The organism is Pseudomonas farris, assembly GCF_019145235.1.
GTDB lineage: Bacteria > Pseudomonadota > Gammaproteobacteria > Pseudomonadales > Pseudomonadaceae > Aquipseudomonas > Aquipseudomonas farris.
In genome coordinates, this window is record NZ_JAHSTV010000009.1 from 33,523 (window position 1) to 54,676 (window position 21,154).

A 21,154-nucleotide genomic window follows, 5' to 3' on the forward strand; every position below is an offset into this window, starting at 1 on the left:
TCAGTTCTGTCACGTATTCAGAGCATCCCTATCCGCTCAAATCCAAAAAAAGGCACCTGCGATATGCTCGTCAGGTGCCTTCTTGTGTTGGGGAAGCGGCAAATATTTTCTATGCCTGGTTCGTTACGACGCCGAAACCTGCATCTGTAACCTTCGCCCAACCACATCCAGTAAATCGCAGCCATCGCGCAGCGAAGTCACTAGCACTCGCGCCAGTTCACTGTAAACGCCTTCATTCGCGGCGAAGCTCTCCAGCAATTGAGTCGCGGTGCGGATGCGGTAGGCCGCCGTTTCATGCAGCACATCCAGCGGTGCTTCGGTGTCGATCAGCAGCGACGCAATGGTGCAGTCGATGCCGGTGATCGGCATGTATCGATCCATGACAAAACCTCCATTCGATCAACGAGCGTGATCACTCAGTGGCAGACGGCGTGACCGCCGGCGTGGGCGAATCGAGGTTATCCAGCGCTCGATTGATCAACATCTCGGCCAGCACGGCCAGTTGCTGAATCGCCAATGCCACGTTGCGATGCGAGCCTTCGAGTTGGTCGGCCAGGTCGGTGGTCATGACATTCATGGAGGCCAGGGTTTCGCTGGCGTGAGCGAGCAGGGTGGGCGTATCGACGTCGGGGAGGATGGTGAAAACATGGCTCACGGGATCGGGCTGTTTCGGGTCGCGCAAGCGGGCGCTGACGGCGCGTTGGGTGGCTTTGGAGAGTTGGGTCAGGTCGAGGGCTTCGGGTTCTGAAGGGGTATCGGTTTCTGGAGGGTTGGGGGTGATCTTCTTCATGTTGATGCTCCTACACTAGTTATGGAAGCGGCCACCCCTCTGCTGTCAAACAGAATTGGGTGGCAGCTGTGCGCGGGTTGACAGACCGGTAGTGTAGGAACCCGGTGCACCCGAAGATGCCCCACGCACAGCCGCCATAAACGAGACTGCATGCGCGTGAGCATGCTGCCTGATCAGGAGGAGTGAAAGGTTACACTTTTCGGCCTGTCAAAGCCCAATCGCTGATTTGCAGCGACACCTGAAGGCTATCCTCGATGAGCCGCGCCCGCTAGTTCATGGAAGTCGATGCGTTTTGCGGGAAATTTCCTAGGACGGGGAGGATAGGAAGGTCCCCGATACCGAACCTCAACCGATCCAGCGATGACCCTACCGTCAACCCATAATCAACGTCGGTTAATCCGGCCGCTAAGCAACAAGTCTCCGTTTTGAAGACCGTACACAAATACCCGATCCACCTTCAAGCTTTCAAATAGTCGATGGTTGCTGCCGATGGCGACAGATAGAAGTCGGTCAACGATCGGATCGGGGCGCTGAGCATCTTTCTACTCGGCCTGCGCAGTTCATGCGTTTCTGTCCTGCATCAGCATCCGATCATGTATCGTGATGTAACGCTAAAATTTGGCCATGTCTCGCGGTCAGAAAGGACTCTGGATGTATGAGTGAATCAGCAATTCCGAACACTTTGATTTTCGATTTGGAGGTGGTACCTCCGACTGAGTCAAAGCCGGCCAAAATAATAATGGTCGGGGCGTTGCGGCCCACTACCGGCCAAGAGTTAGAGCTCAAGATCTCCAAAGATCCAACGGCGGCGCTTGCTCAGTTGGATGCACTGGGGCAGGGTGCAGACTATGTACTTGGGCACAACCTGATCGACCACGATCTGCCATTGCTCAAGTCCCAGGCTCCTCAACTGGCGCTACATGATCTAGCTGTAGTCGATACCCTGCGCTTGTCGCCGCTGGCTTTTCCGAAAAATCCGTATCACCGGCTGATCAAAGATTACAAGCTCATCCGCGAAAGTTTGAATTCCCCGCTCGGAGACTGCCGCTCAACGCTTACGCTTTTCCAGGACCAGCAGGCCGCGTTTGCCGATCTGAAGTTGATGAATGTACGGGAGCTACTGTGCTACCAAACATTGATCGCCGCAAAAGGTAGTGACCTTGAGTCCATATTCCAGTCGATTACACAGACCCCTGCGCTTTCTCTCGAAGAGCTGCGCGCGGCAATCACGCAGCTTCTGGTCGAGACTGATCCGGCGTTCAAACGGCAATACAAAGTTTGCCAGACCCGGCTCTTCAGCTTGTTGGAAAATGATCTGGAGCGGGATGAGTTGCGCTGGCCACATGCCTATGCGCTTGCCTGGCTTCGAGTCTCTGGCGGTAACTCGGTGCTCGCACCTTGGGTGAGGCATCAGTTTCCCGAGGTCGGCCGAATCATTGGAGAGTTGCGCGATATCCCCTGTGGGAAAAAGGAGTGCGAGTACTGCAGCACCGAGCATGACCCGGTCAAGGAGTTGAAACGCTACTTCGGTCACGACGAATTCCGTCGTGATAGCGATGGTCGGTCTCGCCAGCATGATGTAGCGCTTGCTGGTATGCGCGGTGAAAACGTTCTTGCCGTATTGGCCACAGGGGGCGGTAAGTCAATCGGCTATCAACTGCCGGCCCTGAACCGCTATCACCGAAATGGCAGCCTGACGATCATTGTCTCGCCGCTCCAATCGCTGATGAAAGATCAAGTAGATGGGCTGATCGCATCCAACGTCCAATGTGCTGCCGCCCTCAGCGGTCTGCTGACACTCCCTGAGCGAGCCGACGTCCTGGAAAAAATCCAGATGGGTGACATCGGCGTGCTGCTCGTCTCGCCTGAGCAGTTTCGCAACAGTACTTTTCGTCGGGCCCTCAGGCAGCGACAGGTTGGCGCCTGGATCTTCGACGAGGCCCACTGCCTGTCGAAGTGGGGTAATGATTTTCGCCCTGACTACTTGTATGCCTCGCGCTTCATTAGTGAATACCACAAAGACCAACCGCTCGCTCCGATTGGATGCTTCACTGCGACAGCCAAGCCGGACGTACTGGCGGACATCCGCGCGCATTTCCAAGACTCCCTTGGCATTACTTTCAAGGAGTTCATTGGCTCGCACGAACGCGTCAACCTGCACTTTGAAGTTGTCCCTTGTCAGAAGTCAGAAAAGCGCCAGCGTACACAGCAGTTGCTGGAAGACAATCTGGTCACCCAAGAGGGCGGGGCCGTGGTCTTTGTCTCCAGCCGTAAAGGTGCGGAGGAGCTTTCGGAGTTTCTGGTTGGGAAGGGTTGGGCTTGCAAGTATTTCCACGCAGGGCTCCCGCCTGGCGAAAAGACCGACATTCAGAACGATTTCATAAAAGGGGTGCTTCGAGTCATCGTTGCCACCAACGCCTTCGGCATGGGGGTCGACAAGAAGGATGTCCGCTTGGTCATCCATGCGGATATCCCCGGCTCGCTTGAAAATTACCTGCAGGAGGCTGGCCGCGCCGGTCGAGATCAGGAAAGCGCCCGCTGCGTGCTGCTCTACGATCCACAGGATATTGAAGCGCAGTTTGGGATAAGCGAGCGCTCCAAGCTCAGTCTTCGTGATATCCAGCAAATTCTGAAAAAGCTGCGCGGGGAAACTTCAAAGCGCAAAGGACGAGAGTTGGTTATTACGGCCGGCGAGATTCTGCTGGATGCAACTGTCGAAACGACTTTCGCAGCAGAAGATCGTGATGCCGAAACCAAGGTGGTGACGGCCATCGCTTGGCTGGAACGTAGTGATTTTCTGCGCCGTGAAGAAAACCAGACGCGTATCTTTCCCGCCCGCGCTGCACTCACCCTTGAAGAGTCGCAGGTGCGTCTCGTGGAGGCGAAACTCCCCCAACGCAGGTTTGCCGAATTCAAGGCTATCCTCAACTACCTCTTTCAGGCCAAGGCCGACCAACGTATCAACACTGATGAACTCATGACGCTTACCGGCCAGTCGCTGGAGGAGGTTGCCGGGGCCTTGAAGCAGATGGAACAGATGGGAATCCTGATCAATGATTCTCAGCTGACGGTGTTTGTCCGATATGGCGTCGTCGGCTCATCCAATCAGCGGCTTATGCAATCGCTGGAACTTGAAAAGGCATTGTTCGAGTTGCTGCCTGAACTCTCGCCAGATGCAGAAAATGGTGAATGGCAAGACATCAACCTTTCCCAGCTCAACACCGCATTGAAGGCCAGGCTGGAGCGTGACGATGTGAATCCCATTCAGGTACTCAGGCTGCTCAAGAGTCTGGCCCAGGATCGCGACGGTGAAAGCCAACAGCGCAGCACCTTCGAAATTCGCCCGATCAATCGTGATCATTTGAAGCTGCGCTTTACCGGCCGTCATAGTTGGAAGCGTATCAGCGCATTTGGTGAGAAACGCCGCACCATTGCAACGCTGCTGCTTAATTACCTCATCTCCCAACTTCCACCGGGTGCCCGAGCCCGCGATCTGATGGTCGATACCACCTTTGGCAAGCTGGTCGCCACGCTTGAGGGCGATCTGGTCTTGAAATCCACGATGCCGGCAGATCAGTTTCGCAGAGCGGTGGAGCACGTGCTGTTGTATATGCACCAGCAGGAAATTTTGACTCTGAACCACGGTATGACTGTCATGCGGCGTGCGATGACAATCAAAGTGGACGGCGAAAAGGCTGAAAAGAAGGTGGGGTTTTACAAGGACGATTACGCGAAGCTCGATGAACATTACCGGGAAAAATGTGTTCAGGTGCATGTCATGCGTGAATATGCCGAGCGCGGAATCCATGACATGGAACCGGCGCTCAGGCTGGTACTGGCGTACTTTGGAAACCCCAAGCGCGACTTCATCAAAGAATATTTCAATGAGCGCGAAGAAGTTCTGAAACTCGCAACCAGCGAGCAGTCTTGGAAGGCCATCACCCATTCCTTGAGTACCGTCCAGAGATTGGTCGTTGCCGACAACGATGACGTCAACCGATTAGTTCTGGCCGGCCCAGGGTCTGGCAAGACACGTGTCATCGTCCATCGGATTGCTTACTTGTTGCGCGTGCGCCGAGTACCCGCCAGCAGCATCATTGCCTTGGCATTCAACCGGCATGCCGCCAATGAAATCCGCAAGCGCTTGTTAGCATTGGTTGGAGCCGATGCCTACGGTGTCAGCGTGCTGACCTACCACGCGATGTCGATGCGATTGACGGGCACCCGCTTCGAGCGCGGTGAGGCCGTCGATGAGACGCGGTTGACTCAGGTAATCACCGATGCGGTGCACTTGCTGGAGGAGGGTGGCCAGGCGACTGGTGAGGACAACTTATGCGAGCAACTGCTGCGTGGCTACCGTTACATTATGGTTGACGAGTACCAGGACATCGATGAGATGCAGTACCGACTAGTCAGTGCGTTGGCTGGGCGCAATGCCGAAGAGGACGGGCGCTTATGCATTTTGGCGGTGGGTGATGACGATCAGAATATTTACGACTGGCGCCATACCAGCAACCAGTACATCGAGCAGTTCCGCGACAACTACGATGCCAGCGTCACCTACCTGGTGGATAACTATCGTTCGTCCGCCAATATCATCAATTCGTCGAACCGGGTGATCGGAGAAACTGAAGGCCGGATGAAAGCAGAACATCCCATCACCATCGACAAGGCTCGCCGGGAGCTACCCGCAGGTGGGCAATGGGAGGCGCGAGATCCGGCCCGGGCGGGTAAGGTGCTGCGAATCCAGCTTCCTTTTGCTGACCGGTCCAAGGGTAACCTACAGGCTCAAGCTGTGGCGGCTGAGCTGGCGCGGCTTATTTCACTGGAGGAAAACGGCACCTGGAACGGATGCGCGATACTGGGCCGAACTCATGCCTATCTCAAACCGGTTCAAGCCTGGTGCGAACTCAACGAGGTGCCTTATTTTCTCGCCTCCGAGAATGAGGACTCAATCCCTTTGACGCGCCAGCGGGGCTTCCTGAAAGGGATAGGGTGTTTACGCTTGATCGAGCAGCCTCAGACGGCGACGGAGGCCATCTCTATGCTTCGGCCGAGCCTGGATGATCCGCACTGGCAAGAATTCTTTGAAACAGCCCTCCTGTGCCTTGTTCAGGAAATGGGCGAATGCCAGCTGTCTTCACATTCAATCATCGACTGGTTATACGAGTACCCGCGGGCACTTCGCAAACAAGGAAGGCAGGGCTTGTACCTTGGCACCGTACATTCCGCCAAAGGCCTGGAGTTTCGCCATGTCGGATTGCTGGACGGCGCGTGGAGCCGCACATCTCAAAACTTGAATGCAGACCGCCGCCTCTACTACGTTGGCATGACGCGGGCGGAACAAACATTGACCTTGGGAGAGTTCGAGTCTGGAAATCCATTCAGTCCCAAGCTTTCACACAGTGCCTTGGTACAAAGCTTCGCCGGCGATTTCGATCCACGACTGTCTCGCACTTACATTCAGCTTTCGCTGGCTGACGTAGACATCGGCTTTGCCGGCAGAAGCACTGCGACGCATCAAATACACCGGGCGATCGCCGAACTACAAACGGGCCACCCCCTTCACCTCACGCGCGATGGTGATCGGTACTTGCTTCAGGACCCCCAAGGGCGAGTCGTTGGTCGTACTGCGAAAAACTTCAAAGCGAACGTCGAGATAGACCAGTGCCATGTGGAAGGGATAATCGCCCGGTATGCCGGTGAGGCTGATCAGCAGTTTCGACCTGCTCTAAAAATGGAAATGTGGGAAGTAGTGATTCCTAGAATCAGCGGGATGCCGAGGTAAATTCTGGCGCTCCGGCGCCGACATATGTGCGAATACTTTACCTATCGATGATCAGGATGGCTTGGCGCAGGACATTTCCGAGGGCGCTCGCGGCGACGGTTGCATCTTTGGTCGCGGGCGGATTTGTCCTGGTCTGGTTGGCCTGTTTGCGGGGAAGTTGGATTCCCGCACCGCTCGCTTCTACAGTGGATGCGGGATAGCCGACAATTTACCAAACCCCAGATGCAACAAAGCCCGCACTTGGCGGGCGTTGTCGTTTTCGGATTGGGCCGGGGTAATCTGAATCCGTTCAGTAAGATATTGATTTATAATATTAATATCGGTTTTTATTTTTGGTTGGAATACCAGTTGGAATACTGCACTTCACTTGACTACCCGTTTGCATTCGATCTGACCACCGATTGCATCGGAGTTGATCAGCACGCTTCGTAACCATGATCGGCAGTGAACTGCCCATAGCTACCGGTTGTGACAAGGCAGGAGTCGGCCCCGGCTGTGAAAAAACGTAGGCACCATTTTTGAAGTCTGCGCTGAACGTAAAATCTGCCAGTTCTTGGTTAATCAGCGGACTGGAAATTCGCACAGAAACGCAAAACCATTGCCGACTTTCGCAAAGATAACGGGAATGCCATTCGCAGCGTCTGACGGCAAATCGGTAAACACCTGTATCAAATCGTTGCGGCAACTCTAAGTGCCAACTCTGTTCGGTTTGTCACTTCTGCCTTGCGGAACAACGTATGGATCTGATTTCGGACCGTATTTGGGCTTGAGCCTAATTCCCGGGCGATCTGCTTGTTGCTGATTCCGCTGGCTACTAGCTTCAGAATTTCAACCTCCCTGGTCGTAAACTGATACCAATCCAGCCCTGCGCCTATCTGCTCGAGTGGTACACAAGGTTGGAAATCGTCAGCTGCGTGAATTTGAGCAGCGTGTTGAACTAGTACTGTGACAAGGTTTTTGGCAGTTTCAACGTTGTTCCAGCGCTTAGTCGAACTAACGACAGCAAAGAGAAGGTTGTTCTCGTCGAGTTGGGTGGCGTGGACGGCAAACCTTCTACCAAGGGTCGGCTCCTGTAGGAGCAAGCGACGTCCTATGCAAGTGCATTTGCCGAGGTCTATCAAGGAAGGGGCTCTCACTGCAGCCCATAGGGCGAGCAGCGAAGCACAGTGGCTCTGCAGAGTTTCGGGCTCTTCGTGAATTTCGCCTTCGAGAAATAGGATTTTCTTGAAGTGAACGGCGGGGCCATTCACAGAGGCGATACCAATGGCAGTGCAGTCCACGTCCAGGTCTAGAAAGGATGGCGTTCTGATGCTTGTTTGAAGCATTTGCCAGCTGTTCCTGACGCTTTCCATATTCGCTCTCCCTGCCCGATGTAAGCACATCAGATGCCCATTTTCAGGCACCTGATGCACTTTGGATTTCGATTATATGGCCAAATGGTATCCCTCGCGACAGGTGTCGGCCGATTGGTACTTGTCTAGCAGCATCCGCTTTCTGTGGAGCAGCAAGCTGCTGCCTGAGCCCCTTGAAAAGGAGCCAGCCCTTTGGTCACCTTCGGATCTCGAAGAGCAGGAGTGTTGCAATCGAAAGGTGCGGCCTGACCCAGCGGTGGTTCGTTCATGCTGCGAAGTCCGAGGAAGGCTCCTTGGTAAGGAGCACGCATCATCAGGTCATATGTTTTTGCACATACCGCGACCCGCTCACCACGGCGATACGCATGTCCATCATCATCGTGCACCTCAAGCCAAGGACCGCGATAGATAACGGCTTGTCCTAACTCCCAGCATGGGCCTTGTTTTCCTTTGTATGCCTTGACGGTACACATGCGTACTTCAGCATCGCCAATTCTGTCGATAGCGCTTGCTGCTGTTGGCGACCAATGGAAGGTGATGCCATGGAAGCCGGCTTGTTCGAACGCAGCTATCACAGCAGTTTCTGAAGGTAACCGAAGTGGCGCTCCGGCAGGTGCGGACCTGACGGTGTGGTGCGAAGTTAAAGGTTCATCGCTTACAAGTACTGCGCAGACCACGCAACCGGTTACGTTCAGCGCGCGGAATGCTTCCCCCAATACCTGTTTTTCATCCTCCGCATCCACACGATTGAGGGTGAAGTCCATCAGGATTCGACTGGCCCAACCATCAGAAACAGCGGGCGAACGCTCAACACCAAATCGCAGTTTCTCCTCCAATGCGATGTAACCATCGATGTCACGAAGTAATGCGCCCTGGAGTAGTGGCTCAATAACGTTGGCATCACGTGACAAATCAGAAAGCGTCATTAGGCGCACGCTGCGAGCGTTGTCCATCATCGCGGCGCTTTTGCGTAGTCGTCGTGGATCGCTATCAGCGATGATCAGTTCGCCGCGTATCTTATCTACACACATGGACAGCAATTCAGAATACGCGCCTCCCCACCAAAGGATATGAGGAGTGGAGTCAGAGTGCTCATCTGTCTCGAGACCGCCGTTCACTATAGCTGCGGTGTGGATCAATTCACGTTGCCAAGGCTCCAGTCGAAAGGCCGCGGTATCAAGCATTTTCATTGGCAGAAACGTCCCAGGTATCGAGGTGATCACGGTACTCAGTGCGAGCAGGCAGGTCCGCGCCGAAGCGCTCAAGGTACCGTTGGATGGGCTGAGAGGAACGTATAAATCGATCTTGGCAGATCTGCAGTGTGCCCAATGTCGTTTCAGTGAAGTTCAGGCCACGCTGGCTCAAAACCTTGAGCCACTGACGGTCGAACTGCCAAGGGTAGGCACCGATTTCGAGGTTGGTCTGAGCGAACGTCAGGTAGCCTCGCTGGCGAATGTTGATGGCCTTTAGATCAACCGCTTGGAGGCTGTCGTAGAAAATTACGGTCTTGGGGCGCGTGACTTCGCAGAACAGCCGCCATAGGTCTTTCATCGACGGACTGGTCTGATCGTCAACGACCAGATTGACGTATTCACCTTCGGGCACCCACCGAAATACGCTGGCGATGCTGGCTTGGAAAACGTCCTGGTGCAGGAGATTGAGCGCTTGGTCCGTAGCGACCGTATGCAGTTCGGCGTGATGGCGATCGGAGAGCAGCCTTTCGATACCCATCCATTGTTGATAGAGGCCATAGCGCTTACCGCTGTAGCGACCATCAGCAGAGCTACCAATCACGATTGATGGTCTGACAACAAGGAATGGAATGCCACATTCAGCAACTACGCGCTCAGCTGCCCGCTTGGTCAGCGTGTAGTTGGTAGGATCGCTCTGCGGCTCATTCAGCGCCGTTTCTGGCACTACACCTCCAGAGTAGCCAGCGGAGTAGGCCGTGGAAACGAAGATAAAGAAGCTCACTCCCGCTTGTTTGGCCGCGATAGTAAGCCTTGCAGTGAAATCGACGTTCAGAGCTTGCAGCGCCTCATTATCGAAGTAATCGAGGCAACCTGCGCAGTGGATTACCGTGTCCACATTTCCTGAGCGAAGCATACTTTCCAGCAGCTCTATCGATGCCGTTTCAGCACCCTGCCAGTGAACAGTGGTCACCTTTTTCTCGAATTCGTCAGCACTTCTTCCCAATGCCAGAAGCTCACGCTGCACTTCTTCTGGAATACCAACCTTATGGTCACCTCGCCTGGTCGGGATGACCAAGTGATCTGCCCAGTCATCGCTAAGCACTTGAGCGGCCATGAGTGCCCCGAGGAATCCCGTACCTCCTGTTAGGAAGACGCGTTTTCCGTGGCGTGGGGTCTGGAGAGGCGTTCTCATCGGACCTCTCCACTCGTAAGACCAAGGTTAGTTTCAGAAGCTGCAGCCAGTGCGTTATGAATCATCGCTTGGTCTGGCTCCCCACCGTAGGAGACCAGAGTCTGGTCAACAATGACTATCGGGAATGCACTCAGACCATGAGCCATGAACAGCTCCGTGACTTGCTGGGCTACCGCGCTTTCTTTTGCGTTCAGCTCTGCGGATAGCTTCGGAAGGATCGATTGCGCAGTAGTCACAGTAATTGTGAGGACCGGCCAGTCCAGCTTGGCCTGCGTCAATGCGTTACGTGCTGCCGCTTCGATCTGTTCGTCAACCTGCGTAGTGCCAGGCATACAGCAACTTGCAGAGAGCACTACGATAGCTTCGGGCCCCAATGCGCGTTTGACTTGGGTGATATCTGCATCCGAAGTCTTTTTGAAAAAATTGAGCATGTCTTGCCCTCTTTGATTTAGATGGTTACAGCACGAGTGCGACAGCCAGGCCAAGGACCAGAGCGCAAACAATGACTGTTAGCGTGTGGGCTATCACCAGTGGGAGTTTGAAAAGCCTGAACAGCAGCATGATCTCTGGAGGGCTTGTGCCGATTGCCGCCACCAAAAAGGTCACAAGCGGTCCGACTGGAAACCCTTTCTCGATTAGGGCAAATCCGATTGGCAGTGCTGCTATGGGAGAGATGTACAGCGGTACGCCGACCAAGGCGCATGCCAGATACAGCCACCCGGCCGGTAGCCGATCGACGAGGCTCATCAGTGTGTCTTTCGGTACGGCACCGTAGATCAAGCCTCCGATGGACAAACCGATCAGCAGATACGGCGCGACCGTCCGCAACTCCTGCCTCGCTGCAAGCCAAGCGAATCGACTCGCAGGTTTCCAACCGGGCCAAGTTCGAATCCCCTGGCCCAGGAAGGCGGCACTGCTCTTGGGGGCAGGTGCTATCGTCACGTGTCTTGCCAGTCCGAGCCTTCCTGCTACTACACCAGCAGCGGAAGTCAGGGCCAGGCCGCCGATGATGAAAACAGCGCCAGGGACAAAACCCACAGTGAGGAACAGCAGAATAAACACACCCTCGTTCACTACTGGCGAGGCCACCAGAAAAGCGAAACTGGGCACGAAGCCAACGCCTGCCCTGAGCATGCCGCTCAGCACGGGAATCGTGGAGCAGGAGCAAAAGGGCGTGATGACGCCCCCAACACTGGCGGCAAATGCCGACCGCCAGCCCGAGGACCCAAGCAGCGAGCCTTGTGTCGCTTGAAAGGGCATACGTTGTTGCAGCATTACCACAAACCAGGTGACCAGCAGGAAAAGCCCAATGAGCAGGGCACCGTCCATGAGTAGAAACTCGAAGAAGGCTTGAATACCCTGCGTTAAGGTTGTGTTATCGGACATATGAGCTCCGCCGGTACTGATGAGAGCGGGCTGATGCAACGCGTCAGGCGTTGGCCAGCCCAGCGTTCATTGACGGGGTGCCGCCATAGGTTTGCATCGACTCGATTAGCGCCGCTGTGACAACCGGATCGAAGTTCGCCTTATCAAGGGTTTCTACGTAGGTGTCCAAAGCTTCGATGCGAATTTCGTCGATGTCGGTCTTCAGATCACCAAGTGAAAGAGCACCGCAGTCAATGTTCAGTCGGTCGCAGAGGAAGTGGCAACTGGTGCTCACCATGCTGAACAGCTCTGGCATTACACGATGGTGGGCCCATTTAAGGCTCTCATGAACACCTTCCGGGTCTTTGGCGATCAGGCCACGGATACGTGCCAGGCCGATTTCCAGATGTTCCAGTTCGTCTTCCAGGATCTTTCCGGCCAGTGCTGAAGTGTCTGGATCGCCCTGGCGCTGCAGGGTGCGGTACAGCACGATGGCCATGGTTTCGGTCATCAGGTCCTGAATGATCAGGCACGCAGCCAGGTCCTTGTTTTGAACAGCAGTGCTGAAGTGGCGGCGGATATTGAACCACTGCGGCTCCACGATCTCACGCATCACGATGTAGTCGTGGCGTTTGCCCAAGCTGGCCAGCATCAGAATGTGTTTTGATTCTTCGTAGGCTTGTTTGACGGTTTCAATCTTACTTTCGGTATCTGGCATCAACGGCACCATTTCCGAATAGTTCTCTACCGCCATCACCTCTCCAGCGATTGCGTTGGAAGCGATGTACGCGATCAGGTTGAAATAACCGTCGCTTTTGTTGTGCTCAGTGCTCAGTTCTTCTCGGCGGTTTACAGCACGTAAGTCGACTGGCGCGCGCAGATTTGGCTGTGTGCCGGCAGAAACTTCGTTCATTTTTATATCCTCCCATTAGGCTCAAGGACATTCCCTTGCCGCGGCAATTGTCGGGAGGCTGCTGGCGTACTGCCATAGTACATAGCTTCTATTCAAAGTTCGGTCCGTTCCGCCTTACGATTAGTCAGATATTGACGCATCGGTCACTCGATGTGTCCCATGGAAATCGGGGAAGAAATGAATAAGAAAACCTGGACGGCCCGGCACGTTGGCGTGCCTGCGCTGTGGATGCTGGGTGCGTTGCTCTGCCTGTCAGGCTGCAATCGTGAGACGGATCAAAAGACTGAAGCCAAGGCCGTGCGTGTCAGCGTTGTGGGGGCTAGTACTATCGCACCGCTGATAAGTGAACTGGCCAAAGCTTACGAGCGAGAACATCCGGGCATTAGAATCGAGGTCCAGGCAGGCGGTAGTGCTCGGGGGATTATGGATGTGCGCAGCGGCACGGCTGTGCTTGGCATGGTCTCCCGAGAGCTCAAACCTGAAGAGCAGGATCTGCAGCATGCGCTGATTGCCAAAGATGGCATCGGCATGATCGTCAATAAAAGCAACCCGATAACTGGTCTGACAAAAGAGCAGGTTGTCGGAATATACACAGGCCGGATCACCAATTGGAAAGACGTGGGGGGAGACGATTCGCCTATCACCGTCGTGAGCAAGGCAGAGGGGCGATCTACCTTGGAGATTTTCAGTGGGTTTTTTGGTATTCCCTACAAAGATATCCGCGCCCACGTGATTATTGGAGACAACCAGCAAGGTATTCAGACTGTTGCAGGCTCTCCCGCTGCAGTCGGCTACGTGTCCATTGGTTCGGCTGAGTATGAAGCCGATCAGGGCGCTGCAATTCGGCTAATCCCTTTAGGAGATCAGATTCCATCGACAGCAGCGGTTGCGTCGGGCGAGTACGCGATCAGCCGAGACCTGAATTTGGTTTACAAAGCGCCTCTCACAGAGCCGGTTCAGGACTTCCTGGCGTTTGCCCGCTCCAATGAAGCTGCAGCCTTTGTTACTCGCATGTACTTCATTCCGGTGACGAAATGACAGCCAGGCGCTGCTGATCAGGCTCTCTTCATGACTTTATTGACAGATGAGGTGGTCGCGAAGGTCCATCCCACGAAGCTGCGTGGATGGGCGTTCTGGTCGGCCATGTCCATGCTCGCTCTACTAGGCGCGGCAATCGTGTTTTTGATCGTCGCTTTCTTGTTGAGTGAAAGTTTCCCACTGATCGCGCAGGGAGGGCCTATAAGATTCTTTACGGACGAGGGGTGGTGGCCGCGGGACGCTAGCTTCAACATGACCCCAATGGTATTGGCGAGCCTTTACCTGACCATTGGTGCGCTTGTCGTTGCAACACCACTGAGCCTGGCCATTTCGCTGGTCACGACATTCAAAGCACCCGCGCGGCTTGCTCACGTGCTGCGCAATCTTGTGGAACTCAGTGCTGCAGTGCCTACCGTGGTCTACGGACTTTGGGGCGTCAGTTCGATCGTTCCGATAGTGAACATCTGGAGCCCTCCAGGTGCGAGTTTATTGGCTGGTGTCCTCATTGTTGCACTGATGATCATCCCAACGATCACGGTGTTGACCCAATCTGCCCTTCAGACTGTGCCGACAGCTTATGTCCAGGGAGCGACAGCGCTGGGCGTTTCAACCAGCCAGACATTGCTTCGTATTGTTATCCCTGCTGCCAGGCAGGGCATTTTTTCCGCAATGGTACTCGGTGCTGCCCGAGCAATCGGCGAGACAATGGTGGTGTTGATGGTCTGTGGCAACATTGTGCAGGTACCGACTTCGCTGTTTGATCCAGTACGAGCGTTGACTGCGAACATTGCCTTGGAAATGCCCTACGCGATGGGGGATCACCGCGCCTCCCTGTTCGTAGCCGGGCTGCTGATGTTGCTGTTGGTCAGCGCGTTGGTTGCTGTGGGCGAGTGGGTCGGTATGCGTCAGAGGAAGATGATCTCATGAGGCGCTTCCATGTGTTCGGTTTCGACGTTCGGGATTTCGTCTGGACCTTCGTGATGTATGGTCTGACGTTGACTGCAGTTGCGATGCTCCTGTGGCCGCTGCTAACGGTGTTCGGTAACGGACTTCAGGTGCTGAGCTGGGACTTTCTGTTGGCGAGCCCGGAAGATGCAGGCCGCAGCGGGGGGATCGCACCAATTCTCGTGTCCACCCTGGGAATTGTGTTGGTCAGCTTAACGGCCGCCTTGCCCTTAGCGTTTGGCGTCGCGGTAATGTTGACTGAAGGTTTTAATCCCGCAGGTTGGCCGGCTACGATACTGCGCTGCAGCCTCGACATACTGGCGGGCATTCCTTCGGTCGTGTTTGGATTATTTGGACTCAGCCTGTTCTGTAGGCAATTGGAATTGGGATATTCAATTCTGGCCGGCGGGCTGACCTTGGCCTGCATGATCCTGCCCACTTTGGCGCGTTCACTGGCATTCTCCTTAGAGTCCGCGGGTGTTGCCCATCGCGCTGGCGGAGCAGCGCTCGGCCTCTCGAAACAGTCAGTTTTATGGCATGTGATGGTACCGGTAGCACTGCCTGGCATATGCGCAGGTGTTGTGCTCGCGTTGACCAGAGCCCTGGCGGAAACTGCTGTACTGCTCTTCACCAGCGGTTATTCCGACAGGATGCCCGAATCGGTTCTCGATTCCGGGCGCAGCGTCTCTGTTCATATTTATGACCTATCGACCAATGTGCCGGGCGGTACCCTTAACGCTTATGGCTCGGCCTTGGCGCTGCTGCTGCTCTTGGCCTTGCTCAGCTTCACTGTGCATGCCTTAACTCGTTGGATGCAGCGACGCATGACTGGCAACACGACACGGAGTCTCTGAATGATGATCAACGACAATAGAGCTATATCGCTTGAACCGTTTGTACGAGCTGCATCAAGCGTGCACGGGACGGTTACTCACTTGAGTACTGCTGCGGAAGGGCATATCGATATCCAAGACCTCTCCGTGAGTTATGGCAAGCGCACAGTCGTTGAGGGAGTGACGTTGCGCGTTCCGCGCAATTCAGTCACCGCACTCATCGGCCCATCAGGGTGTGGGAAGTCGAGTTTGTTGTATTGCATCAACCGCCTGAACGATCTCGTGCCGGGCTGCTCGGTAGAAGGCTCGATCAACTTCAGCTGGATGGACAATAAGCATCTGGCAAAAAACTCGACCCAGTTGCGGCGTCAGGTTGGGATGCTGTTTCAACGTCCCAATCCATTTCCATTTTCGATTCGCAAGAACCTTGAGTTCGCGCTCAGGCAGCACGGCATTAAAGCGCAGGCCGATATCAATAGCCGTATTGAGTCGTCATTACGGGAAGTGGGGTTGTGGGACGAGGTTCATGATCGTCTCGACAGTTCGGCCATCGCGTTGTCCGGTGGGCAGCAACAACGACTGTGTCTTGCTCGGGCGCTGGTTTTGAATCCAGATGTTTTGCTGATGGACGAACCATGCAGTGCTCTAGATCCGATCTCGACTCAAAAAATTGAGACGTTGATTCTGAGCCTGGCTCAGCGACGAACGATCATTCTTGTGACCCATAGCCTAAGTCAGGCGCGACGTGTAGCAGACCAGGTAGCAGTTTTTTGGAAGCTGGAGGGGGTGGGCAAGCTGATTGAATGTGGCAAAGCAAGGGATGTGTTTGATCGGCCGCGCCATGAGTTGACTCAGACCTACTTGCAGTTTGCTTGAATTGAGCAACAGGCACGTTGTCGCGCCATGGTACATCGGTTCCATTGTGGGGGGAGTGCGGCGATTTCTACTATGGCCGCATGAACAAATACTCTTCTAATACCGTGCAGTACCCTACCGCGAGAGTGCAAATGCTCTCGCTTCATGTCCATGACCTGCTCAAACATGCCGCACAGGTGCATGCAGCGGCAACGGTAACCTCTGTATCTCTAGAAGGCGTGGTTGAAACTCAAACCTATGCTCAGTTGGCAAAAATTGCGAATAACTGCGCCACAGAGCTTCACTCCATGGGGCTTCGGTCCAGAGATGCAGTTGTCAGTTTTGGCTTTAGTTCACTCGATCAAATGGCTTGGCTATACGCAGCGCTAAGCCAAGGCGTGATAACTCATTTTCTGAACCCTCAGCATCGCGCGGAAGATCTAGGTCGTTTTCTTCAGCAGGTGCGACCCGGCATGTTGTTGCATGATGCGGCTACAGCGAGTGCTGCCCAGGCATTCGCAGCATTGGTTCCTGGTACCCCGCTACGCGCTATGGCCAAGCTTGGCACTGGAGGTGGTAGGGAATACACCACTACTGAGTTTGCGGAAGATACCTTATCCCATGTCTGCTACTCATCCGGGACCACAGGGGTTCCGAAAATCGTTGAGTACACGCACCGTTCAACAGTGTTGCATGCCTGGGCCTGTGCCTTGCCCGACGCGATGGGGTTGAACAGTGCCGATCGGGTTATGCCTCTCATGCAGAATTTCCACGCTAGTGCCTGGGGCGCTCCTTTTGTTTGCCCGCTGGTCGGTGCTTCGTTGGTGCTCGTACCACCGCATCGCGATCCTGCGCAGTGGTTCCAATGGATCGAGGAACACCGCATCACGGTTTTGGGGGCAGTCTCTGCACATTGGCTAGCGCTTGTTCGGTACATGCGAACAAGCGGATTGAGCTTCAGTACCCTGCGCCGCACGGTTGTCGGTGGTACTCGACTACCGTTTGATGTTGCTCAGTTCATCCAGGAAGAGCTTGGTGTCGAGGTATGTCATGCCTGGGGAATGACTGAGACGTCACCATTGGCCACCATCGAGCGCTTCGATAGCACCAGGGCATCTCTGCGCCACGGCAAGCCGGTATTTGGAATCGAGTTGGCCGTGCAATGCAAAGGAGGTGCTTGCTCGGCGGAAGGCACCGGTGAGCTGATGGCCCGTGGGCATTGGGTTGCCCACAGCACAGCAAATAATAGTAACTGGTTGGCAACCGGGGACTTTGCGACGCTGCACGAAAACTCAGAATTAGAGGTCATCGATCGCATGGAAGATTCGTTGATCGTTGATGGCATCCCTCTCAGTTCAGCCCTTGTGGAGCATCAGGCTCGATTGGTTCAGGGTGTTGCAGATGCAGCATTGCTGGTGACCGATGTTGCCAGTGGCCGGAGCGTGCTTGCCTGGGTGGCCATGCCTGAGGTCGATACCGCTTCAGTAACTGTCGAGCTCGAAAAAATCCTTTCCAAGACCTTCAACAGGTGGCGTCCAACGCAATACATCGTGGTGGATGCGTTTCCGTATACAGCGTCTGCAAAGGTCCAGAAACACCTTCTCAAAGATCACATCGCTCGGCTTCACGAAGACGACGTGGCTTTAACTCCTAATTCCTCCTGCTGATGCCTGACTTATGACGCAAATAACGAAAACCGCAGCGGTAGATTCTGTTCACGAAAACTCCAGCAAGAGCTCATTGCCCTTGGAGCAGTATGTGACTTGGGTGGTCGATCATCGGCGGTGGGTTATCGCCCTTGTGCTGGCTCTATCAGCTTTCTTCGGCTTTTTTGCAGCCAAACAGCAAGTCATCATCAATCCTGCCGCGGTTGTCCCGCAGAGCCATCCATACATAAAGGCCACCAACACCATCGAGAAAATCTTCGGATCGAAGTACCTCGTGGTAATAGGACTGACACCAACCCAGGGTGATGCACTGCAGCCGCAAGTGCTCGAAGCCGTAAAGCGCATTACGGACAAGCTATATGCCGCGCCATCGGTTACCAAGCAGACTCTACTTAGCCTCTCATCGCGGCAGGCCAAGAGTATCCGTGGTAACGCCGAAGGGTTTGAGGCAAAGCCTCTGTTCGATGACCAGATCCCCACGACAACCGATCAAATTAGTGCGTTAAGGTCGGCCATTGAAGCCAACCCGGTTTATCGAGATACGGTTATCTCCAGCGACTGGCGAACCGCTACGATCATGCTGGAGTTGAAGGAGAACCCTAACGGTTTCGGGGCGATGCTCTCGGATGTTCACCGGATCCTGAGCCAGGAGAACACGCCGGGCGTCGAGATTTCTTTGAGTGGAAACCCGGTGTTCCTGCAGCAGGCTGAAGTTTTTGCAGATCGGATCAACTGGCTGTTCCCCATCGCGGTGCTGGTGATTGGCTTGCTGCACTACGAGGCCTTCCGTACGCGCCAGGGACTGATTCTTCCCTTGGTGACGGCGTTGCTCTCAGTGGTTTGGGGCGTCGGCATCATGGGATTGATGAAGGTGCCGATGGATATCTTTAACTCGCCCACGCCAATCCTGATTCTTGCCGTTGCGGCTGGGCACGCTGTTCAATTGCTCAAGCGCTACTACGAACACTTCATCGAATTGGTCAACGGACAGCACATGGCCCCAGAAGTGGCTAACCGGCTGGCGACGATTCAATCGCTCGCAGCAGTGGGGCCCGTTTTGGTGATCGCCGGTGGTGTCGCAGCTTTGGGTTTTTTCTCGTTGGTGGTGTTCGAGCTTGAAACCGTCCGGGCCTTCGGCATTTTCACTGGCATCGGCATCCTCGCCGCAGTGCTACTGGAATTCACTTTCACTCCGGCAGTTCGTGCCAGTCTGAAACCACCTTCGGCGGCACAGATTGATACCGAGACCAAACCGCGAATTTGGGATCACCTGAGTGCTCGCATTGCTCATTTGGTGATCACGCCGCGTAGTCGTCGGTGGATCCTGGTGGCTTTCGTCGTACTGATAGGTGTTGCGATTGCTGGCTGGCCCAAGGTGCATGTCGATAACTCGAGCAAGAGCTTTTTCTCTGACTCACTGCCACTACAGCGGGACGATAACCTGCTGAACGCACAGACTGGCGGCACCAACGTTCTGTATGTAATGGTCGACACTGGGCAGGCCGACGGAGTGAAAGATCCACAGATCCTGAATGCTATTCGGGAGCTCCAGGCTGATGCCGCGAAGCGCTCGATCGTGGGTAAGACCTTGTCCATCGATGACTTTCTCCAGCGCATGCACGGCGCTGCATCTGGGGACACTGGTGCTATTAATCCACTACCTGAAGATCGAAATCTGATCGCCCAGTACCTGTTCCTTTACTCGATGTCTGGCGACCCGGAAGACTTCTCGGCGCATGTCGATTATGACTACCAGCGAGCGAAGATCTCGATCATGTTGAGGACCAACAGCAACGCTGAAATTGATCGCCTGGTAAACGAGCTGCGTGAGGTTGCGAACCAGCGCTTCCCCAAAAATGTAACGGTTTCGTTCGGCGGGGAGGTGGCGCAGACACTGGCAGTAACCGATGTGATGGTGCACAGCAAACTGCTGAACATCGCGCAAATTCTCGGTGTGATTTTTGCGGTATCAGTTATTGCATTCCGTTCGTTCACCGCAGGCCTACTGGTGCTGTCGCCGCTACTTGTGGTTCTTTCGCTGGTCTTCGGCGTAATGGGCTACTTCGGTGTCCCTCTGAACATTCCCAACTCGTTGATCTCCGCCATGGCGGTAGGGATTGGCGCTGACTACGCGATCTATCTCATATACCGCATTGGTGAGTACACAGCCCAGGGCAAGGCCTTGCCTCAGGCCGTCGAAATGGCAATGAAAACCGCTGGTAAAGCCTGTCTGTTCGTTGCCACTGCTGTGGCAGGTGGCTATGCCGTCCTCATGTTCTCCTATGACTACAAGGTTCATATGTGGCTTTCTACTTTCATCGTGCTGGCTATGCTGGCAAGCGTGTTGGCAACTCTGACCCTCATTCCGAGCGCCATTCTGACCTTCAAACCAGCATTCATTTTCCAGCGTCGCTCGGGTGATCGTGGCGCAGTGCTGTTGATCATCCTTGCTGCTATCGGCTTCTTGACTTACTCACAGGTAGGTTGGTCTGCAGAGCTGGAGGCGAAGCAAATCATGGAGCGCAATGCTGCTGTAACTCGCTTCAGCACTTCCACGGCGGATGCAGAGTTTGTGCTGCAGACCAAAGATGGTGGTAAGCGCGTTCGCAAGTCGAACATGGCGTCGAAACTTCAGGAGAATGGGCAAGACACCATGCGTCTGGTTCGCTTCGAAGCGCCGGCAGACATTCGCGGGACCACGACTTTGCTTGTTGAACGCTCGGCCCAGGATGACGATATGTGGGTATACCTGCCGGCGATGAAACGTGTGCGTCGCCTAGTGGCCTCGAACAAAAAAGACAGCTTCATCGGTACTGACTTTAGCTATGGCGACGTTATGGGGCACAAGGTCGGCGACTGGAAGCACACCTTGCTCAGCCAGCAGGCACGTGACGGTGTTGAGCATTACGTCATTGAGTCGGTACCCGCTGAGGATAGCGTTCGCACTAACTCGGGATATGCCAAGCGCGTGACTTGGGTGCGCAAGGACAATTTCGCCACGACTTACGTGGAAGCCTCGGATGCCAGTGGGCAGCCTTACAAACAGTTCTCCTTCGCGGACATCCAGTTGGTTGATTCAGCGAATAGAAAGTGGCAGCCAATGAAAACCGAGGGCAAGAACCTGCAGAGTGGGCATACCACTACGATTACTTTCTCCAACTTCAAGGTCGGCGAATCGCTGAGCGACAGCCTCTTCTCCGCGAACAACATAGCTTCCAAATAA

15 protein-coding genes are annotated in these 21,154 nt (G+C 54.7%); 7 read left to right on the plus strand and 8 right to left on the minus strand.

What is annotated here, in order from left to right:
- Window positions 1–123: 123 nt before the first annotated feature.
- Window positions 124–381 carry a hypothetical protein gene (locus KVG95_RS19295; protein WP_217857570.1) on the minus strand — a complete coding sequence of 86 codons (258 nt, stop codon included), beginning with the start codon at window positions 379–381 and terminating at the stop codon, window positions 124–126.
- Between the two features lie 31 nt (window positions 382–412).
- Window positions 413–790 (minus strand): DUF6124 family protein, encoded by a 378-nt coding sequence (locus tag KVG95_RS19300; protein ID WP_217857571.1) that lies wholly within the window; start codon window positions 788–790, stop codon window positions 413–415.
- 655 nt (window positions 791–1,445) lie between these two features.
- Between KVG95_RS19300 and KVG95_RS19305 the strand changes: the two genes are divergently transcribed.
- Window positions 1,446–6,578, plus strand: coding sequence for a RecQ family ATP-dependent DNA helicase (locus KVG95_RS19305; RefSeq protein ID WP_217857572.1), 5,133 nt, complete (start codon window positions 1,446–1,448; stop codon window positions 6,576–6,578).
- 668 nt (window positions 6,579–7,246) lie between these two features.
- On the opposite strand, the gene KVG95_RS19310 is transcribed toward KVG95_RS19305, so the two are convergent.
- The 6 genes from KVG95_RS19310 to KVG95_RS19335 all read right to left on the minus strand — a co-directional run bounded on the left by KVG95_RS19310 (window position 7,247) and on the right by KVG95_RS19335 (window position 12,593).
- Window positions 7,247–7,930 carry a response regulator transcription factor gene (locus KVG95_RS19310; RefSeq protein ID WP_038978871.1) on the minus strand — a complete coding sequence of 228 codons (684 nt, stop codon included), beginning with the start codon at window positions 7,928–7,930 and terminating at the stop codon, window positions 7,247–7,249.
- Between the two features lie 125 nt (window positions 7,931–8,055).
- Window positions 8,056–9,120 carry a DUF8838 domain-containing protein gene (locus tag KVG95_RS19315; protein ID WP_217857573.1) on the minus strand — a complete coding sequence of 355 codons (1,065 nt, stop codon included), beginning with the start codon at window positions 9,118–9,120 and terminating at the stop codon, window positions 8,056–8,058.
- On the minus strand, window positions 9,107–10,315 hold the full coding sequence (locus KVG95_RS19320; protein ID WP_225923227.1) for an SDR family oxidoreductase: 1,209 nt from the start codon (window positions 10,313–10,315) through the stop codon (window positions 9,107–9,109). Before KVG95_RS19320 ends, KVG95_RS19315 begins: the two co-directional genes overlap by 14 nt.
- Window positions 10,312–10,746: a hypothetical protein gene (locus KVG95_RS19325; protein WP_038978873.1), complete on the minus strand. Its 435-nt coding sequence runs from the start codon at window positions 10,744–10,746 to the stop codon at window positions 10,312–10,314. Before KVG95_RS19325 ends, KVG95_RS19320 begins: the two co-directional genes overlap by 4 nt.
- Window positions 10,747–10,771: 25 nt before the next feature.
- The gene (locus KVG95_RS19330; RefSeq protein ID WP_217857575.1) at window positions 10,772–11,701 is read right to left on the minus strand and encodes a permease; all 930 of its coding nucleotides are present in this window, start codon (window positions 11,699–11,701) and stop codon (window positions 10,772–10,774) included.
- Between the two features lie 43 nt (window positions 11,702–11,744).
- Window positions 11,745–12,593: a long-chain fatty aldehyde decarbonylase gene (locus KVG95_RS19335; RefSeq protein WP_050681290.1), complete on the minus strand. Its 849-nt coding sequence runs from the start codon at window positions 12,591–12,593 to the stop codon at window positions 11,745–11,747.
- 159 nt (window positions 12,594–12,752) lie between these two features.
- Between KVG95_RS19335 and KVG95_RS19340 the strand changes: the two genes are divergently transcribed.
- The 6 genes from KVG95_RS19340 to KVG95_RS19365 all read left to right on the plus strand — a co-directional run bounded on the left by KVG95_RS19340 (window position 12,753) and on the right by KVG95_RS19365 (window position 21,154).
- Window positions 12,753–13,631 carry a phosphate ABC transporter substrate-binding protein gene (locus KVG95_RS19340; protein ID WP_197282280.1) on the plus strand — a complete coding sequence of 293 codons (879 nt, stop codon included), beginning with the start codon at window positions 12,753–12,755 and terminating at the stop codon, window positions 13,629–13,631.
- Between the two features lie 30 nt (window positions 13,632–13,661).
- Window positions 13,662–14,558, plus strand: coding sequence for a phosphate ABC transporter permease subunit PstC (pstC, locus tag KVG95_RS19345; protein WP_217857576.1), 897 nt, complete (start codon window positions 13,662–13,664; stop codon window positions 14,556–14,558).
- Complete coding sequence (pstA, locus tag KVG95_RS19350; RefSeq protein WP_217857577.1) at window positions 14,555–15,430, plus strand: phosphate ABC transporter permease PstA; 876 nt, start codon at window positions 14,555–14,557, stop codon at window positions 15,428–15,430. The genes pstC and pstA overlap by 4 nt, the downstream gene beginning before the upstream one ends.
- A complete protein-coding gene (locus tag KVG95_RS19355; protein WP_217857578.1) occupies window positions 15,431–16,285 on the plus strand; it encodes a phosphate ABC transporter ATP-binding protein in 855 nt (284 codons plus the stop codon).
- 80 nt (window positions 16,286–16,365) lie between these two features.
- Window positions 16,366–17,931: an AMP-binding protein gene (locus tag KVG95_RS19360; RefSeq protein ID WP_217857579.1), complete on the plus strand. Its 1,566-nt coding sequence runs from the start codon at window positions 16,366–16,368 to the stop codon at window positions 17,929–17,931.
- Between the two features lie 10 nt (window positions 17,932–17,941).
- Complete coding sequence (locus KVG95_RS19365) at window positions 17,942–21,154, plus strand: outer membrane lipoprotein-sorting protein (RefSeq protein WP_217857580.1); 3,213 nt, start codon at window positions 17,942–17,944, stop codon at window positions 21,152–21,154.

Excerpts from the sequence above, each read along its gene's own strand:
- KVG95_RS19295 (WP_217857570.1), bottom strand. The coding sequence starts at position 381 with ATGGATCGATACATGCCGATCACCGGCATCGACTGCACCATTGCGTCG.
- KVG95_RS19300 (WP_217857571.1), bottom strand. The coding sequence starts at position 790 with ATGAAGAAGATCACCCCCAACCCTCCAGAAACCGATACCCCTTCAGAA.
- KVG95_RS19305 (WP_217857572.1), top strand. The coding sequence starts at position 1,446 with ATGAGTGAATCAGCAATTCCGAACACTTTGATTTTCGATTTGGAGGTG.
- KVG95_RS19310 (WP_038978871.1), bottom strand. The coding sequence starts at position 7,930 with ATGGAAAGCGTCAGGAACAGCTGGCAAATGCTTCAAACAAGCATCAGA.
- KVG95_RS19315 (WP_217857573.1), bottom strand. The coding sequence starts at position 9,120 with ATGAAAATGCTTGATACCGCGGCCTTTCGACTGGAGCCTTGGCAACGT.
- KVG95_RS19320 (WP_225923227.1), bottom strand. The coding sequence starts at position 10,315 with ATGAGAACGCCTCTCCAGACCCCACGCCACGGAAAACGCGTCTTCCTA.
- KVG95_RS19325 (WP_038978873.1), bottom strand. The coding sequence starts at position 10,746 with ATGCTCAATTTTTTCAAAAAGACTTCGGATGCAGATATCACCCAAGTC.
- KVG95_RS19330 (WP_217857575.1), bottom strand. The coding sequence starts at position 11,701 with ATGTCCGATAACACAACCTTAACGCAGGGTATTCAAGCCTTCTTCGAG.
- KVG95_RS19335 (WP_050681290.1), bottom strand. The coding sequence starts at position 12,593 with ATGAACGAAGTTTCTGCCGGCACACAGCCAAATCTGCGCGCGCCAGTC.
- KVG95_RS19340 (WP_197282280.1), top strand. The coding sequence starts at position 12,753 with ATGGAAATCGGGGAAGAAATGAATAAGAAAACCTGGACGGCCCGGCAC.
- pstC (WP_217857576.1), top strand. The coding sequence starts at position 13,662 with ATGACTTTATTGACAGATGAGGTGGTCGCGAAGGTCCATCCCACGAAG.
- pstA (WP_217857577.1), top strand. The coding sequence starts at position 14,555 with ATGAGGCGCTTCCATGTGTTCGGTTTCGACGTTCGGGATTTCGTCTGG.
- KVG95_RS19355 (WP_217857578.1), top strand. The coding sequence starts at position 15,431 with ATGATGATCAACGACAATAGAGCTATATCGCTTGAACCGTTTGTACGA.
- KVG95_RS19360 (WP_217857579.1), top strand. The coding sequence starts at position 16,366 with ATGAACAAATACTCTTCTAATACCGTGCAGTACCCTACCGCGAGAGTG.
- KVG95_RS19365 (WP_217857580.1), top strand. The coding sequence starts at position 17,942 with ATGACGCAAATAACGAAAACCGCAGCGGTAGATTCTGTTCACGAAAAC.